Consider the following 15,910-nt stretch of genomic DNA (forward strand, 5'->3'; position numbering starts at 1 on the left):
ACAGCCCTCACGACAAACATCCGACCACTTGATTGACAAATTTCTCGTTTCATGATTTAATTGAACCGGTTCAAATTAGAGGATTATATGACAACTATTCGTGATGTCGCCAAGCTTGCCGGGGTTTCTGTCGGTACGGTTTCCAACGTACTCAACAGCAGCTCGCTCGTCCGCACCGAAACCCGCGAGCGCGTACTGTCTGCTATCGAAGCGCTGAATTACCACCCCACCGCCGCCGCACGCAGCCTCAACACCCAGCTCACCTATACCATCGGCATGGTGCGGACGGAACTGCGCCCCAGCACGCTGCAAAGCGAATCCGACCCGTTCATCCTCGACCTGATCGACGGCGTCAGCACGGCGGCGATCGGAACCGGCATCGGGCTGACGTTTTGGACGATTCCGGTCGGCTCGCAAGAAATCGACCTCTACGAGCGGCTGGTCCTGGGGCGGCAGGTGGACGGGTTAATCCTGTTTGCCGTGCGCGATACCGATCCGCGCATCGAGTTTCTAAAGACGCAAAATTTCCCTTTCGTTGTGTTTGGTCGCTACGAACAAGACGACACGACCAACTGGATTGACGTGGACGGCGCGCACGGCATCACGCTGGCCGTCAGACATCTGGCCGAACTGGGCCATACGCGCATCGGGTATCTGTCGCCCCCACGCGAGCAGCGGCTGGCGCACCTGCGCTGGGAAGGCTTCGAAGCTGCGATGGCCGAAGTCGGACTGAAGATCGATCCGGCCCTCACGCTCGAAGGTGACTTCACTGAGCATTCCGGCCAGCTTGGCATGCACTACCTGCTGGACTACAGCCAGCCGCCTACCGCCATCATCTGCAACAACGACCGTATGGCGTTCGGCGCGATGCGCGCGGCTCAGGCACGCGGGCTGAAAGTGGGGCGTGACGTGTCGGTCGTCGGGTTTGACGACATCCCGCTGGCGCGCTACTGGCACCCGCCGCTGACGACCGTCTCGCAGCCCACGCGCGAAATTGGCGCGATGTTGTTCGGGCTGCTGCAGTCCGTAATTGCAGGTGACGATACTACATCAGAAACCCGGCAGTTGATCAAGCCGGAGCTGCACGTTCGCAGCTCGACAGGGAAACCCGCCTAGTTTCTTTTTAATACGAATTGAACCGGTTCATTTATTCACGAAAGGAGCAGTTTTCCCCGGTCCAAAATCAGGCTCTAAATGCACCCCTGACCGTCTTTTTGAATGAAGGAGCATAAACATGTTACGCCGTTTTGCACTGCTGATAACCGCCCTGGCGCTGATGGTTGCGCTGGTGCCCGCGCTGCCTGCCGCCGCGCAGGACACGGTGACCGTCAAGTATTGGCACACCCTGAGCGATTCCGAAACAGAAAAGCTCGACGAGCTGATCAGCATGTTCGAAGAAGCCAATCCGGGCATTAAAATCGAAGCCTCCCGTTACGCGCAGAACGCGAATGAGTTCCGCCAGGTTATCATGACGGCGCTCGCCTCGGGCGATCCGCCGGATGTGATCCGCATGGACATCGCGTGGGTATCCGAGTTTGCCGACCTGGGCGCGCTGGTGGCGATGGACGAGGTGATCCCCGACTTCGACACGTACAAAGAACAGTTCTTCCCTGCCCCGCTCCAGACCAACTACTTCGCCGGTCACTACTATGGCCTGCCGGTCAGCACGAACACGCAGGTGCTGCTGTACAACCGTGCGCAGTTCGAAGAAGCCGGGCTGGAAGTGCCCACCACGATCAATGAATTCGTAGACGCCGCGTGCGCGCTCAGCAACGGCGAAGAGCGCTACGGTTACGCGATGGGCGGAACGTACTTCTGGGCGCCCGCGCCGCTGTTCTTCGCCCAGGGCGGCAGCATCACCGACCCCGAAGTAACCACGGCGGACGGCTACCTGAACAGCGAAGCCAGCGTCGCCGCGTTCGAAACGCTCGTCAACCTGTATAATGACGGCTGCATGTCCCCCAACCTGTTGGGCGGCGGCATTGCGACCGACGCCGGACACGCGACCGACCTGTACAGCATGATCATCGACGGTCCGTGGATGGTGTCGATCTACGAAGCCAACTACCCTGACTTCGAGGTCAACTTCGCGCTGGTTCCTGCTGGCGAAACCGGTACGAGCAGCGTGGTCGGCGGTGAAGACGCCGTGCTGATGGACGGCTCCAAGCACCAGGAAGAAGCGCTGAAGTGGATGCAGTTCCTCGCCAGCGACGAAGCTCAGATCGTCATGGCCGACGCGGGCGTGATCCCGACCCTGAGCGGTCTGACCGGCAACGAAGCCCTGCCCGAGTACTTCCAGATCTTCATGGAGCAGCTTGAGACGGCCAATCTCCGCACCCCCAGCCCGCACTGGAACGAGATGGACAACGCGATCAACAACGCCTACCAGTACATGCTGCGCGGCGAGAAGACCCCCCAGGAAGCCCTTGACGACGCGGCAGCCGAAATCGACGCGATGTTGAGCGGCGACTAGCAGCAAGCGTCAGGCATTGAGGTGGCGGGGAGGCTCGTCAGGGTCTCCCTACCACCGCCACGCTCGGGAGCATACCATGCAACAGGCCGCTTTACGCAAGCTCATGCCCTACCTGTTTCTCCTGCCCGGATTCGCGCTATTTACGCTGTTCGTCCTATATCCGATGGCGTATTCACTGCGCGTGAGCTTCTACGACTGGAACATTATCAACCCCACGCGGAGCGAGTTTCTGGGCCTGCAAAATTACCGGGATATCGTCCAGGATCCCATTTTCCAGCGCGCCGTGCGAAACACCTTGCTGTACGCGCTGGTGACCGTGCCGGGCCAGATGATCCTGGGGCTGGGTGTGGCGATCTTGCTCAACCAGAAGATGCCAGGCCAAACCTTTTTCCGCACGGTTTACTATCTGCCCGTGATTACCTCGTGGGTCGTCGTGACCCTGCTGTTCGAGTACCTGTTCAACAGCCAGGCGGGGCTGATCAATTACGGCTTGCAGCAAGTTGGTCTGATCGACAAACCGATCCGCTGGATGGCGGACGAAAATCTGGTGATGGTGCCGATCAATTTACTGGGCATCTGGAAAGGCGTCGGTTGGACGGCGGTCGTGATGCTGGCGGGGCTGCAAGGCATCCCGACGGAGCTGTACGAAGCCGCCGCCGTGGACGGCGCGAACGCCCTGCGGCGCTTCAGAAACGTGACGCTGCCCCTGCTGCGCCCGACACTGGTCTTTCTGGTCGTCGTCCTGACCATTGGCGCGCTGAACGTGTACATCTCGGGGCTGTTGATCACCAACGGCGGCGATCCGCTCGACCGCACCCATTTTGTGCTGACCCTGATGTACCAGGAGACGTTTGACAACCTGGAATTCGGACGCGGCGCGGCGATCAGCTACCTGCTGACCTCGCTGATCTTCGTCATCAGTCTGGTGCAGATCCGGTTCCTGCAACGTGAGGTGGATTACGCATGACACGCGCACACAGACTTTACACGACGATCAGCTATACGTTGCTGATTCTCGGCATGGGAATCGTGCTCGTGCCGTTCATTTACATGGCCTCCGTGTCGTTCAAGCCGCAGACGCTGGTCTTCGAACTGCCGCCGAGATTCATCCCCGATCCGGCGACGCTGGACAACTACCGCACGGCGCTGCAATCCGAGAGCTTCGACCGCTACTTCTTCAACAGCCTGTTCGTCGCCGTGTCCACAACGATGATTACCGTGCTGCTGGCGTCCATGATGGCCTATGCGTTCGGGCGCATGGAGTTCTTCGGCAAGCGCATCCTGTTTGCGGTGCTGCTGCTGGGCATGATGATCCCGTCGGTGATGCTCATCATCCCCCAGTATCTCGTCGCGCGGGACTTCAAGCTGTTGAACCTGCAGGGACTCATCCCCGTGTACGCGGCCATGAGCCTGTCGATGCAAACCTACCTGCTGACCGGGTTCTTCAAGTCGATCCCCAAAGAACTGACCGAGGCGGCGCTGATCGACGGGGCGAACCAGTGGACGATCTTCTGGCGCATCATCCTGCCGCTCAGCCGACCCGGGCTGGCCGTCACCGTGATCTTCACGTTCCTCTACAGTTGGGACGAATTCCCCTGGGCGCACGTCGCCATCAAGGAAAGCAGCCAGCGCACCCTGCCGATCGGAATCGCCCTGTTCCAGACGCAGCACCTGACGCAGTGGGGACAGGTTTTCGCGGCATCGATCGTTGCGCTGATCCCGGTCGTCGTCGTGTACATCATCTTCCAGCGTTACTTTGTCGCCGGGATTGCCACCACAGGAATCAAATCATGATCGCACCCACACGCGCATTTTTCCGTCCCGGCAAGCCTGTCGTCATCCCAGTTGGGGGGGCATTTCAGGCACAAATCTGGCAGCTGGGGGACTGCATCGCGTCCCTGGAAGGTAGCGGCGATCTGCAGTGGCAGCCGCCTGCTGAGGCCAAGCGCGGTTACCTTGCGCACATCGACACGGCAGACGGCACCCACTGGACCGCGTTCGATGTGCTGGAACGCTGGACCGACGCGCCGCGCTACGGCTACCTGTTCGATTTCAAGCCGGATCGCGCCAGCTTCGACCTGGACTGGCTGCTGGCGCATCATGTCAACGGGCTGCAATTTTACGACTGGCAGTACCGCCACGACGATCTGCTGCCGCCCGCGGACGAGTACGTCGATCCGCTGGATCGCCCGATGTCGCTGGCGACGGTACGCAAGCTGATCGACGCGGCTCATACACGGGGTATCGTGGCGATGCCGTACACGGCGATCTACGGCGCGTCGCCCGCCTTTGCCGCAGCGCATCTCGATTGGGGCCTGTACGACGAAAACGGCGTGCTGTATGACTTTGCGGACGGTTTCCTCAAGCTGGTCAATCCCGCGTCACCGTGGCGCGAGCACTTCGCACGTGACTGTGCCGCCGTACTCAACGCGCTGCCCTTCGACGGCATCCACGTGGACCAGTACGGCGAACCGTTCACGGGCTTCGATGCGCACGGCAACCCCGTCGATCTGCCTGCGGCGTTTGTCGACACACTGCAAGCTGTCCGCGAGGCGATCCCGCCGGAAAAGCATCTGCTGTTCAATATGGTCCACAACTGGCCGCTGGACGCGATCAGCACCGCCCCGCTCGACTTCCTGTACTGCGAGCTGTGGCCGCCCATGACCACCCTGGGCCATCTGGCCGACGTCGCTGCGCTGAACCGCCAGAAAACGGGTGGGCGCACCCCGATCATCGCAGCGTATATCGACCCCGCGCACGAGGTCACGGTGAGGCTGGCCGCCAGCGTCATTCTGGCGAGCGGCGGCTATCACCTCATTCATGGCGAGGACGGCCTGTACCTGTCCGACCCATACTTCCCGCTCGCCAAGCGTCCCTCGGCGGCGCTCGATGCCGAGCTTCAAAGGCTGGCCGATTTCGGCGTGGCGTACGAGGAACTGCTCTCGCTCGCAGATCCGGCAGCGCTGGACGTCACAACTGCAGGGGATCTGTGGGTGATCGCGCGCCGCGCGCCGGGGCGGATCGTGCTCAACGTGCTGAACGCGCAGCCCGCGCAGCCGTGGAACGACGCGAATCCGGCCCCCGTGCCACAATCGAGTGTCAACGTGGAGCTTGCGCTCGCTGACGAGGTGAGCCGCATCTGGTGGGCTTCGCCGGATGCGGAGGGCGCGCCCCAACCGCTCGACTTCACGCAGTCGGACGGGCGGCTGCACTGCACCATCCCCACCGTGGACTTCTGGACCCTACTCTGCATCGAACTGAAAGAAGCCTAGCCCATGACTTCATCCCTCTTCGCCTGGTGGCAAACCGGCGTCATCTACCAGATTTATCCGCGCAGCTTCTACGACGCAAACGGTGATGGCATCGGTGACCTTCAAGGCATCATCGAAAAGCTAGATTATCTCGTGGCACTAGGCATCGACGCGATCTGGATCAGCCCGATTTACCCGTCTCCGATGGCGGACTTTGGGTACGATGTCGCGGATTACTGCGACATCCATCCTATCTTCGGTGATATGGCGACCTTCGACCGCCTGCTGGACGAGGCGCACCGCCGGGGCATCAAAGTCATCCTCGACTTCGTCCCCAACCACACCTCGGATCAGCATCCCTGGTTTCAGGAATCGCGCGCCTCGCGGAACAGCGCCAAGCGCGATTGGTACATCTGGCGCGACGCGAAGCCGGACGGCAGCCCGCCCAATAACTGGGTCAGTATGTTCGGCGGCCCGGCGTGGACCTGGGACGAAACGACGCAGCAGTACTACCTGCACCTGTTCCTCAAGGAACAGCCCGACCTCAACTGGCGCAACCCCGCCGTACAGAAGACCATGCTCGACGTGCTGCGCTTCTGGCTGGATCGCGGCGTAGACGGGTTCCGCATGGATGTCGTGGGCTTCATCATGAAGGACGACCAGTTACGGGATAATCCGGTGCTGCCCACCGCCGATCCCCAAAGCCGCGATCTGTGGGTGCAGCAGGAGCACCTGCACGACATCGACCAGCCGGAAGCGCACGACGTCATTCGCATGTTCCGGCAGTTGATCGACTCGTATCCTGACCGGGTGGTGATCGGGGAAATCTGGGCGGAACCGCGTGCACGCTGGGCCGAATATTACGGGCAGGATCTGGGCGAGCTGCACCTGCCGTTCAACTTCGCGCTGATGTCGCAGCCCTGGCAGGCCGCGGCGATTCGCGCGTCGGTCGCGGAACTCGAAGCGGCGCTGCCGCCCGACGCGTGGCCGAACTATGTCCTGGGCAGCCACGACAAGCCGCGCCTCACCTCCCGGTTTGGCCCGCAGGCGGTACGGCTGGCCGCGATGCTGCTGCTGACGCTGCGCGGCACACCTACCCTCTACAACGGGGAAGAACTGGGCATGGCGAACGGCGAGATTCCGCCCAACCGGATGCAAGATCCGCAAGGGCTGAATATCGGCCCGGACAAAAGCCGCGATCCCTACCGCACCCCGTTCCAGTGGTCCGCTGCGCCCTACGCCGGGTTCTCGACGGTCGAGCCGTGGCTGCCCATTGCCGAGGGGTACATCGAGCAAAACGCCGAGGCGGAGGAACACGATCCCCAGTCCGTCCTGGCCCTGTACCGGCGGCTCATCGCGCTGCGCCGGGAGTCGCCCGCTCTCAATGGGGGTCGCTATACGCCGATCCTGACCGAGTTGGAGCACAGCTTCGTCTATCTCCGCGAAGCAGCGGGGCAGCGCTACCTGATCGCGCTCAATTTCTCCAGCGAGCCCCAGGTCATCGACGCCAGCGAGGTAGGCGACACAGGCCACGCGATCGTAACGACGGAACTGAAGCCGCCGCATGACGTTTCTCTCGCGGCCATCCACCTGGGTCCGAACGAGGGTGTGATCATCGAGTTGTAAAACGCTCAGCAGACTGCTGAAATGTCAAGTTCCTTGCCAGAATCACGAGCGCGGCGTCGGGTTTACATGTGTTCCCGACGCCGCGCTTACGTTTCTATCGTTACGGAGTGCGACCCATGCCGCGGCCTAGCGATCGAGTTCAGATCCCACAGCGTGCGCCCCGTGGCCCAGATCCGGCAGATCGCTCGGGCTCAGCCCAACACGCTCGACCGGAACATCCTTTAGCTGAGTGATCACCAGCGCGCTGCCCAGCAGCAGGATCGCCGCCAGCACCAGCGACGGCGTCAAGGAGTCGTCAGCCGTTTTCATGAGATCCATCACCAGCACAAACACCACCGACGCCTGCCCGAAAAGCTGGATCAGGCCGTTCGACGTGCCTTCCGGGGTCGGATACGTGACCTCGGCAGCGTACTGCATGCCGATGGGCAGCGTGCTGACCAGGAAGAAGCCGAGCATAAAGGCGGAAAGCGCTAGCAGCCAGAACGTGGTTGCGAAGGTCAACCCGAGCAGCCACGGGATCGCCAGCGAAATGCCGAGCAGCAGATAGCGCTGGCGTTTGCGCTGTCGGTCCGAAAACGGCGGGATGATGACCGCGCCCAGCACGCCGCCGACCAGCATCAGCGCGCCCAACGTGCCCGCGTCGGTCGAGGTGAAGCCGCGCGGCTGCACGATCCCCTCGATCCAGGTGTTGATGCCGTTGAACACGCCCAGGCCGATGAAGGATACCAGCAGATACAGCCAGAAGGCTTTGATGTGCAGCGCGTGCTTCAGCCCGTCGAGCATCAGCGCGCGCGCTTCCATTTCGGGCGGACAGGGCGGCGTCGGTGGTTTTTCACGCGCGAAGATCAGGAACAACACCGCCGACAGCGCCGCTATGCCGCCATAGGCAAGCTGAATCGTCGGGATAGACGCGTGATCGGTCAGGAGGGGCGTCAGCGCCATTCCGATCGCCGTCCCAACCAGATTCGCCAGCGTCACCAGCCCCACCGCCGTCGCACGCTCCTCGACCGAAAACCAGTTGGCAGGCACTTTCGTCCAGGCGTTGAGCAAAAAAGGCTGCGCCACCGCCAACGTGATGGTCCCCAGCAGCACGAGGGTGTAGTCCGATCCGGCCAGCCCACGTACGACGCCGCCGATGCCCATCAGTACGACGCCGACCCCAACGCCGATGCGGAAACCGTACGTATCGATCACCCACGACGCCGGAATCGAGAACGGGATGAAGGCGATCATGAAGGACATCGCCAGGAGGCCGATCTCCAGATCGCCCACGCCATAAAACAGGGCGGCGTCATCGGTGACGGGCGCATAACTGATCCACAGGATCTGGATCGTCAGGTTGACGAACATAAACACGGCCAACACGATCCAACGATAGCCGTAAACGGGATAATCAGTCCTGGACATGGCGCACGGTCCTTGCGGCTAGGCGTTCAACAGCTTGAACAGCTTTCTATTTTGTTTGTGAAGCTGGCGGTAAACGCGATACTGTTTGTCGTAGAGCGCTTTGTACTGCGCGCGCGGCGTAAATGTCTTGGCGACGTGGATGATGCGCCGGACGTCCTCGAAGCGGATCACACCCAGCCCCACCCCGCAGACCAGCGCCGCACCTGCCGCGCCCGCGTTTTCGGGATGCTTGGTCACTTCGATGGTGCGCCCGGTAACATCCGCCAGAATCTGCCCCCACGTATCCGAGCGCGCGCCGCCGCCCACCAAGCGTATCACCTCGTTACGCGGCACCTGCTTCTCGACGGTTTCCAGCATCCAGCGCTTGTGATAGGCGTCGCCTTCCAGCACGGCGCGGATCAAATCACGCTTGCCCGTTTGCAGGCTCAAATTAAAAAAGATCCCGCGCGCATAGGGATCTTCAAAGGGGGACCGGTTGCCGTGCATCCAGGGCGTGAAGATGACGCCGTTCGCGCCCGGCTCCGCCTGCTCGACGGCTTCGCCCAGGTAGTCGTAGAGCGACTTAACTTCTTCTTCTTTGTCAGCGACCGTCTTTTGTTCCAGGTACACGCCGATTTCGTCCAGCGCCAGATGATCGCGGATCCACTGCAAACACCGCCCGGACGTTTCCTGCTCGGAAATATAGTTATACTGGCCGGGAACCGCCGCGAGGATCGAGGCGACCATTCCGTTGATGTCGGTTCGCCGCCGGTCCACAGTCGCGCAGACCCAGCCCGACGTGCCGATATAGATGTGCGTGGCGTTGGTATCCAGGCTGCCCGATCCAAGCGAAATCAGGGTCAGGTCGCCGCCGCCGCCAAACACAGGAACGCCCTCCGGCAGTCCCAACGCTTCCGCGGCCTGCGCCGTCAGCCCGCCGACCTGATCGGTCGCCCACACAACGGGGGGCAAATGGTCGGGGTTTACGTCGTAAGTCCGGCACAAGCCTTCGTGCCACGTCAGCTTACCGGGGCGAGTATCGAACAGAAACGTCGCATGGGCCGAATCGTAGCCGAACGTAAACCGGCCCGTACAGCGCGCGACGAGGTAATCTTTGACGTCCATCCAGTAGCGCATCGCGCGGAAGATCTCGGGGCGCTCGTCGCGCAGCCACAGGTATTTCCACACCGGATCTTTCACCGACGCCGACGCGCCGCCCGTGATGCGCAGCGACGCGAGCAGCTTGACGGCATTCATCCGCTCGATCTTGACCGGCCCGTCCTGCATGTAGCGCCGGTACTGCGCGGTCCCGCGCGAGTCCATGTAACTCATGGCGCGATGCAGCGCGGTTCCGTTTTCGTCCACCGGGATGAAGCCCTGCATCTGCGCGCAGAACGCCACCCCCTGGATCGCAGCAGGCGCAACCTGCGCCTGCTCCAGTACTGCTCGCGTTCCCCGGCAGATCGCCGCCCACCAGTGATCCGGGTCCTGCTCGACTCCGCCGTTATCCAGCACGTAGAGCGGGTATTCCTCCAGTGCCATGCCAACAAGTTCGAGCCGTTCGCCAAGGCGATACAGACACGACTTGCTGCCGGTCGTCCCGACATCGTGCACGAGAACAAGCGGGTTTGTCATCCGGCCCCTTCCACGCAGGAAAGCACGTACTCGATCCGGTCCAGCGCATCGTCGATCACGTCATTCGTGTCGGCCATGCTGGTATAGAGGCGGCTGCCCGCCAGCGTAATGACGCCCTGCGCCATATAAGCCGCACCCATTTCTTCCATCATGTGCTTGCGCGGCTTGAGTTCGCGCAGCAGCTTGAGCGGATTCTTGAGATCGAGCAGCATCACGCCCGACGTTTCGAGATGAACGATCGAGCCTTGATTGTATGCCGCATAGGGCAGATGCAGCCGATCGATGATCGACTTCAGCCCTGCCGTCAGGCGGTCACCAGCCTGCCCCGCCAGCACCGCCGCGTTGGTACGCTCCATTTCTTCGAGCGCGAAATAACCCGCCGCGCAGCTCAGCGGGTTGGCCGACAGCGTGCCACCGACATATGCGCGCTCGCCGGTTCCGCCGATCCCCGCCGCGAAATGCAGCATGATCTCTTTTTTGCCGCCGACCCCGCCCGCCATCGGGTAGCCGCCGGTGATGCACTTGCCAAAAACGGTCAGGTCCGGCTTGACGCCAAAGTAACCCTGCGCGCCGCCCAGCCCCAGCCGGAACCCCGTGACGACCTCATCGAAGATCAGCAGCGCGCCGAACTCGTCACACAGTGCGCGCACCTGCTGGTTAAAGTCGAACGGGACCGGGCGCGTACCGCTCTCCGGGCCGACCGGTTCGAGGATGACGGCAGCCGTTCCGCCCTGCGCGCGGTTCAACATAAGCATACGGCGTAACTGGCTCAGATTATTCGGGAAAAATTCCTGAGTGTGCTTGGTCACTGCGCGCGGGATGCCCGTGGATTCCTTGCGCCGGGTGCCGGGAATGTGCAGCCCGTAGACCATCTGGTCGCTCCAGCCGTGATAGGCCCCGCCGACCTTGATGATCTTTTTGTGCCCGGTATGCACGCGCGCGGCACGAATCGCCGCCATCACCGCTTCCGTGCCAGAACCCAGCATCCGGAACATCTCCACGCCGGGCATGTGCTGGTTGATCTTCTTCGCCAGCTTCAGCTCGTATTCATGGAAGAGGCCCGTCACCGGGCTGCATTCGCGGACCAGATCGATCAGCTTTTCGCGGATCGGCGCGTAATTGCTGCCCAGAATGGTCGGCCCACCCGCCTGCAAGAAGTCGGCATAGCGGTTGCCGTCTTCGTCCCAAAGGTATGCGCCTTCGGCACGGTGAATGGCGATCGGGAACGGGTAATTAAACGCGAGGTTGTGCTGGACGCCGCCGGGGATATAGAGCTTGGCCTCATCCGTCAGGGCCTTCGAACGCTGGCATTTCGCGTCAAAATAGGCCAGAAATTCCTGCATCTTGTCGCGCCGGATGGGACGCAGTGGCTGGCGAATAAGCTGCTGAAGGCGAGCATAGATCTCGTCCGTATCGTGCCACTCGGAAATGGCGTATTGTTGCGCCGTGGCCGCAGCAGGTGGAGACACCGTTTGATCCATGGTTTAACCTCTTTCAGCCAACTGCTGATCGATCTTCTTCTGTTCGCTGCGCAGTTTTGCGAAGGCGATCTCCCGCACGGGGAGCGGAATCTTGTTCGGCTTTTCGCCCGAACATAACGTCAGGATGTACGTCAGGGCCGTCTTTTCCAACAGCAGCACGTTGTGATAGGTGCGTTCCGGGCTGGGGCCCAGGCATAGCGTGCCGTGGTTCTTCATGATGTAGGCATTGTGATGGTTTTTGACCGTCTTGCGCACCTGTTTGACCAGCAGCCCGGTGCCGGACGGCGCATAGGGGATGATGTCCACGGAGCGGCCCAGGAACCGCACCTGTTCGTCGAACAGGGCCGGAATGGGCTTGTTGATCAGGGCGACCGTGCTGGCGAAGTCCTGGTGCGTGTGCATTACGCATCCCACGTCGGGTCGGGCCTGGTAGACCGCGATGTGGAAACTCATTTCGATCGAGGGCTTCAGCGTGCCCTGGATCGGTTCACGGTCGAAGCTGTACACACAAATATCGTCGGCGGTCAGGTCCAGGTAGTCACGGTTAGACGGCGTGATCGCCAGGATATTTTCGCCGGGCACGCGAATCGACACGTTGCCGCCGGTCCCCTTCAGATAGCCGTCGCGCACCAACTGGCACGCATAGTCTAGAACCTGCTGCCTGATGCTGTTATAGTCGGTGTTAGGGTCTGTCATAATCACCACGCTTAATGGAACTTTACACTGTAAAGATTGTATGGCGAAATCTTTACACCGTCAAGATACTAGGCTAAGATCGATCCTATGAATAACAGCTATCATCACGGCGATCTCAAAAACGCGCTTATCCGGGCGGGCATTGAGATTCTGTCCAAGGACGGGGTGCAGGCGCTCACGCTGCGGCAGGTGGCGAAAAAGGCGGGGGTGAGTCACGCCGCGCCCTATGCCCACTTCGCGGACAAACAAGCCCTGATCGCAGCCATTGCCGCGGAGGGGTACCGGCAGCTTTACGAGAAGCTAGCCGCCGCTCAGGAGAGCCGTGTCGATGCGCTGGCCCGGCTGATGGCGGTCGCTCAAGCCTATGCCCAGTTTGCGATAGACGAGCCGGATCACTTCAAGATCACGTTTTCGGGCGTCGTGGAAGCCGAAAAGGATTACCCCGACTACGTGGAACAGTCGAAGCGGTGCTTCGCGCTCGTGATGGTGGTCGTCACGGACTGCCAGTCCGGCGGCATTCTGGAACCGGGCGATCCCGAACTGGCGACGGTCAGTGTATGGGCGAGCATCCACGGCTTCGTCCAGCTCATGCTGGCCAACCAGATTCCCGGCGCGCTTCTCGCACAGTATTCGATGCCGGAACTGCTCAGCTTTCACTTGAACCCGTTTTTGCGCACAAACACGCAGCCCTGAGCAAACCCTGTTTCCTGCGAGTGCGTCTTATGGTACGCTAGGGGCCGACGATCGACGGAGCCAACTGAATTCTTACAATGACCGTGCCTGACTCTGCCTCAACCTTGACCGAACATCTCGCAAAAACACCATACCTGAGCGTGCTGTCTCCGGCTGAGCTGGATACGCTGGTGCGCGACAGCGTACACTTCATATTTTCCCCGGATGAAGTGATCTTTCTGGAAGGCGATCCGTCTCGCGGCCTGTGGATCATCGAAGATGGCAGCGTGAAGATCACCAAGCTGGGCACTGAGGGCAACGAGTACATTCTGCACCTGCTGGGCCCTGGCGACACCTTCAACGACATCGCGACTCTATCGGGAGGGCCAACCCCGGCGAACGCGATCAGCATGAGCCTGGTGTCGGCGTGGCTGCTGCCGAGCGACGCCATGGATCGGGCGCTGGACCGGTACCCGGCAATAGGCCGCGCGGCCCTGAAGATGATGGGCGCACGGATCCGCGCGCTGGGGCACCAGATCGAAGACCTGACCCTGTACCCGGTCATGGTACGGCTAGCGCGCTTCTTGCTCACGCAGGCCGAAAATCCGTCGCTGAGCGGCCCAGGCGTGACGCGCGCGGCGATCGCGGCTCACCTCGCCACAACCCCTGAATCGCTCAGCCGTGCGCTAGCCAAGCTGCAAGACACCGGCACGATCCGGTTCGACCGCCACAACATCATCATCGTCAACGTCGATCTGCTTAGATCCGTGGCGGTTCTTTAGCTCCGGGCATTTCGAAACCTTCCTATTTCCCGTTTGACTTGATCCAGATCAATTCGCTTGACGCCCGTCAATGCAGCGGCGACAGGCGTGCTCTATGCTTGCATCATGAGCATGATAGAGACGCACGCCATGAACAAGCAATCACAATGGATTCCTCAAATCGACCGCAGCCGCTGCACCAGATGCGGCGACTGCGCCACCGCCTGCCCAACCGGAGCGCTGGCTGAGGTCAACGGCATGCCCGCCGTCGTGCGGCCCTCCGCCTGCACCTACTGCGCTGCCTGCGAAAGCATCTGCCCGATGGAAGCCATCGGCCTGCCCTACCGGATCAGCTTCATCACTGGACCTTCCCAATCAAATTAATGAAAGGTGTTTCATGACTCGCAAAACACTCCTCACACTCGTCACGGCTCTCGCGCTCACTGCCGCGACGCTGCCCACACTGACGACCGGGCTGACGCTAGCAGAGACGCCCGATCACACCACCGGAATGCAAGCGGAACCCGTCTCCGCGACGGTCGAATATACGCTGCTCACCGGCGGCGACACCGGGCAGCTCGTTTTCGTCGGCGTCGGCGGCGATATTGACGGCGTCGTGAATCCCACGCTCACTGCCAACCCCGGCGATGTGGTCAAGATCACCTTAATCAACGGGGACGGCATGCTGCACGATGTCGCCATCGATGAATTCGATGTGAAGACGAAGCAAATAGCGACCATGGACGAACAGGATTCCATCACCTTCACCGCCAGCCAGCCGGGCGAGTACGTCTATTACTGCTCCGTGCCAGGGCACCGTCAGGCGGGCATGTGGGGCAAGCTGATCGTCGGCGCACCCGCTGCCGCAGGCGCAACCGGCGCGGATATCGTCCTCAACCCGTCGGATCTTCCCGCCCCAGTAGGCGACCGTGATCCCCAGGCGGTCCAGGTCGATCTGGTCGCGGAAGAAGTCGTCGGCCAGCTTGCCGACGGCACGACCATGACGTACTTCACCTTCAACGGGCAGATTCCCGGCCCGATGCTGCGTGTGCGCGTGGGCGACACGGTGGAAGTGCACCTGAGCAACGCGACGAACAGCCAGTTCCCGCACTCGATCGACTTTCACGCCGCAACCGGACCCGGCGGCGGCGCGGTGTACAGCAACATCAATCCAGGCGAAACCGCCGTATTCAGCTTCAAAACGCTCTCGCCGGGACTGTTCGTCTATCACTGCGCCACGCCAAGCGTCGCACACCATATCGCCAGCGGCATGTACGGCATGATTCTGGTGGAACCGGAAGGCGGCCTGGAACCGGTCGACCGGGAGTTTTACGTGATGCAGGGCGAAATCTATACCGAAGAAGCGTACGGCACGCAGGGATACGTCCACTTCGATCACGACAAGATGCTGGCCGAGGCGCCCGAATACTTCGTCTTCAACGGGGCCGCAGCAGGACTGACCGCCGACGATAAGGCCATGCACGCCAACGTGGGCGAGACGGTGCGCATCTTCTTCGGCGTCGGCGGGCCGAACTTCACCTCATCGTTCCACGTCATCGGTGAGATCATGGACCGGGTATACGATCAGGGATCGCTCACCAGCGCCCCGCTGACGAACGTACAGACCACCCTCGTGCCGCCGGGCGGCGCAACGATGGTCGAGTTCTCGCTGAACGTGCCAGGGCGCTACATCATGGTAGATCACGCCTTGAGCCGCCTGGAACGCGGGCTGGTCGCCTACCTGATGGTAGACGGCGATCCTGACCCGACGATCTTCGACGGCGAACTCACCACCGGATCCGGGCACTAACCAAGAAAACGCAGCGGTGGCGAGGGAATCAAGCCTCGCCACCCGTTCAGAGCGCAAACGCGCGCATGTAATGTCAGGTGAAGTCAAATCACAGTACAGGAAAATAAGGAGCCAGTAAC

14 protein-coding genes are annotated in these 15,910 nt (G+C 61.4%); 10 read left to right on the forward strand and 4 right to left on the reverse strand.

Annotated elements, in window-relative coordinates; all coding sequences use genetic code 11:
- Positions 1-87 precede the first annotated feature (87 nt).
- From V7116_RS01255 to V7116_RS01280, 6 genes are all read left to right on the forward strand, one after another.
- Positions 88-1,116, forward strand: coding sequence for a LacI family DNA-binding transcriptional regulator (locus tag V7116_RS01255; RefSeq protein ID WP_324389585.1), 1,029 nt, complete (start codon positions 88-90; stop codon positions 1,114-1,116).
- A 118-nt stretch (positions 1,117-1,234) separates the two neighbouring features.
- On the forward strand, positions 1,235-2,473 hold the full coding sequence (locus tag V7116_RS01260; RefSeq protein ID WP_324389587.1) for an extracellular solute-binding protein: 1,239 nt from the start codon (positions 1,235-1,237) through the stop codon (positions 2,471-2,473).
- Between the two features lie 76 nt (positions 2,474-2,549).
- Positions 2,550-3,440 carry a carbohydrate ABC transporter permease gene (locus V7116_RS01265; RefSeq protein ID WP_324389589.1) on the forward strand — a complete coding sequence of 297 codons (891 nt, stop codon included), beginning with the start codon at positions 2,550-2,552 and terminating at the stop codon, positions 3,438-3,440.
- The gene (locus V7116_RS01270; protein WP_324389591.1) at positions 3,437-4,267 is read left to right on the forward strand and encodes a carbohydrate ABC transporter permease; all 831 of its coding nucleotides are present in this window, start codon (positions 3,437-3,439) and stop codon (positions 4,265-4,267) included. The genes V7116_RS01265 and V7116_RS01270 overlap by 4 nt, the downstream gene beginning before the upstream one ends.
- The gene (locus V7116_RS01275; protein WP_324389593.1) at positions 4,264-5,745 is read left to right on the forward strand and encodes a glycoside hydrolase family 66 protein; all 1,482 of its coding nucleotides are present in this window, start codon (positions 4,264-4,266) and stop codon (positions 5,743-5,745) included. The genes V7116_RS01270 and V7116_RS01275 overlap by 4 nt, the downstream gene beginning before the upstream one ends.
- Positions 5,746-5,748: 3 nt before the next feature.
- On the forward strand, positions 5,749-7,350 hold the full coding sequence (locus V7116_RS01280; protein WP_324389595.1) for an alpha-amylase family glycosyl hydrolase: 1,602 nt from the start codon (positions 5,749-5,751) through the stop codon (positions 7,348-7,350).
- 126 nt (positions 7,351-7,476) lie between these two features.
- Here V7116_RS01280 and V7116_RS01285 read toward each other — a convergent pair whose 3' ends face one another.
- Genes V7116_RS01285 through V7116_RS01300 form a run of 4 tightly spaced genes read right to left on the reverse strand, consistent with a single transcriptional unit; the run spans position 7,477 to position 12,548 of the window.
- Positions 7,477-8,757, reverse strand: coding sequence for an MFS transporter (locus V7116_RS01285; RefSeq protein ID WP_324389597.1), 1,281 nt, complete (start codon positions 8,755-8,757; stop codon positions 7,477-7,479).
- A gap of 18 nt (positions 8,758-8,775) precedes the next feature.
- On the reverse strand, positions 8,776-10,371 hold the full coding sequence (locus tag V7116_RS01290) for a xylulokinase (RefSeq protein WP_324389599.1): 1,596 nt from the start codon (positions 10,369-10,371) through the stop codon (positions 8,776-8,778).
- Positions 10,368-11,852 carry an aspartate aminotransferase family protein gene (locus V7116_RS01295; protein ID WP_324389601.1) on the reverse strand — a complete coding sequence of 495 codons (1,485 nt, stop codon included), beginning with the start codon at positions 11,850-11,852 and terminating at the stop codon, positions 10,368-10,370. Before V7116_RS01295 ends, V7116_RS01290 begins: the two co-directional genes overlap by 4 nt.
- 3 nt (positions 11,853-11,855) lie before the next feature.
- Positions 11,856-12,548, reverse strand: a complete 693-nt coding sequence (locus V7116_RS01300; RefSeq protein WP_324389603.1) for a class II aldolase/adducin family protein — start codon at positions 12,546-12,548, stop codon at positions 11,856-11,858.
- 87 nt (positions 12,549-12,635) lie between these two features.
- Between V7116_RS01300 and V7116_RS01305 the strand changes: the two genes are divergently transcribed.
- From V7116_RS01305 to nirK, 4 genes are all read left to right on the forward strand, one after another.
- On the forward strand, positions 12,636-13,241 hold the full coding sequence (locus V7116_RS01305) for a TetR/AcrR family transcriptional regulator (protein WP_324389605.1): 606 nt from the start codon (positions 12,636-12,638) through the stop codon (positions 13,239-13,241).
- A gap of 77 nt (positions 13,242-13,318) precedes the next feature.
- The gene (locus tag V7116_RS01310; protein ID WP_324389607.1) at positions 13,319-14,002 is read left to right on the forward strand and encodes a Crp/Fnr family transcriptional regulator; all 684 of its coding nucleotides are present in this window, start codon (positions 13,319-13,321) and stop codon (positions 14,000-14,002) included.
- Positions 14,003-14,107: 105 nt separating this feature from the next.
- Positions 14,108-14,365 carry an ATP-binding protein gene (locus V7116_RS01315; protein ID WP_324389608.1) on the forward strand — a complete coding sequence of 86 codons (258 nt, stop codon included), beginning with the start codon at positions 14,108-14,110 and terminating at the stop codon, positions 14,363-14,365.
- Between the two features lie 13 nt (positions 14,366-14,378).
- On the forward strand, positions 14,379-15,791 hold the full coding sequence (gene nirK / locus V7116_RS01320; RefSeq protein ID WP_324389610.1) for a copper-containing nitrite reductase: 1,413 nt from the start codon (positions 14,379-14,381) through the stop codon (positions 15,789-15,791).
- The last annotated feature ends 119 nt before the right edge of the window (positions 15,792-15,910 follow it).

It is taken from the genome of Aggregatilinea sp., from assembly GCF_036822615.1.
Classification (GTDB): Bacteria; Chloroflexota; Anaerolineae; order Aggregatilineales; family Aggregatilineaceae; genus Aggregatilinea.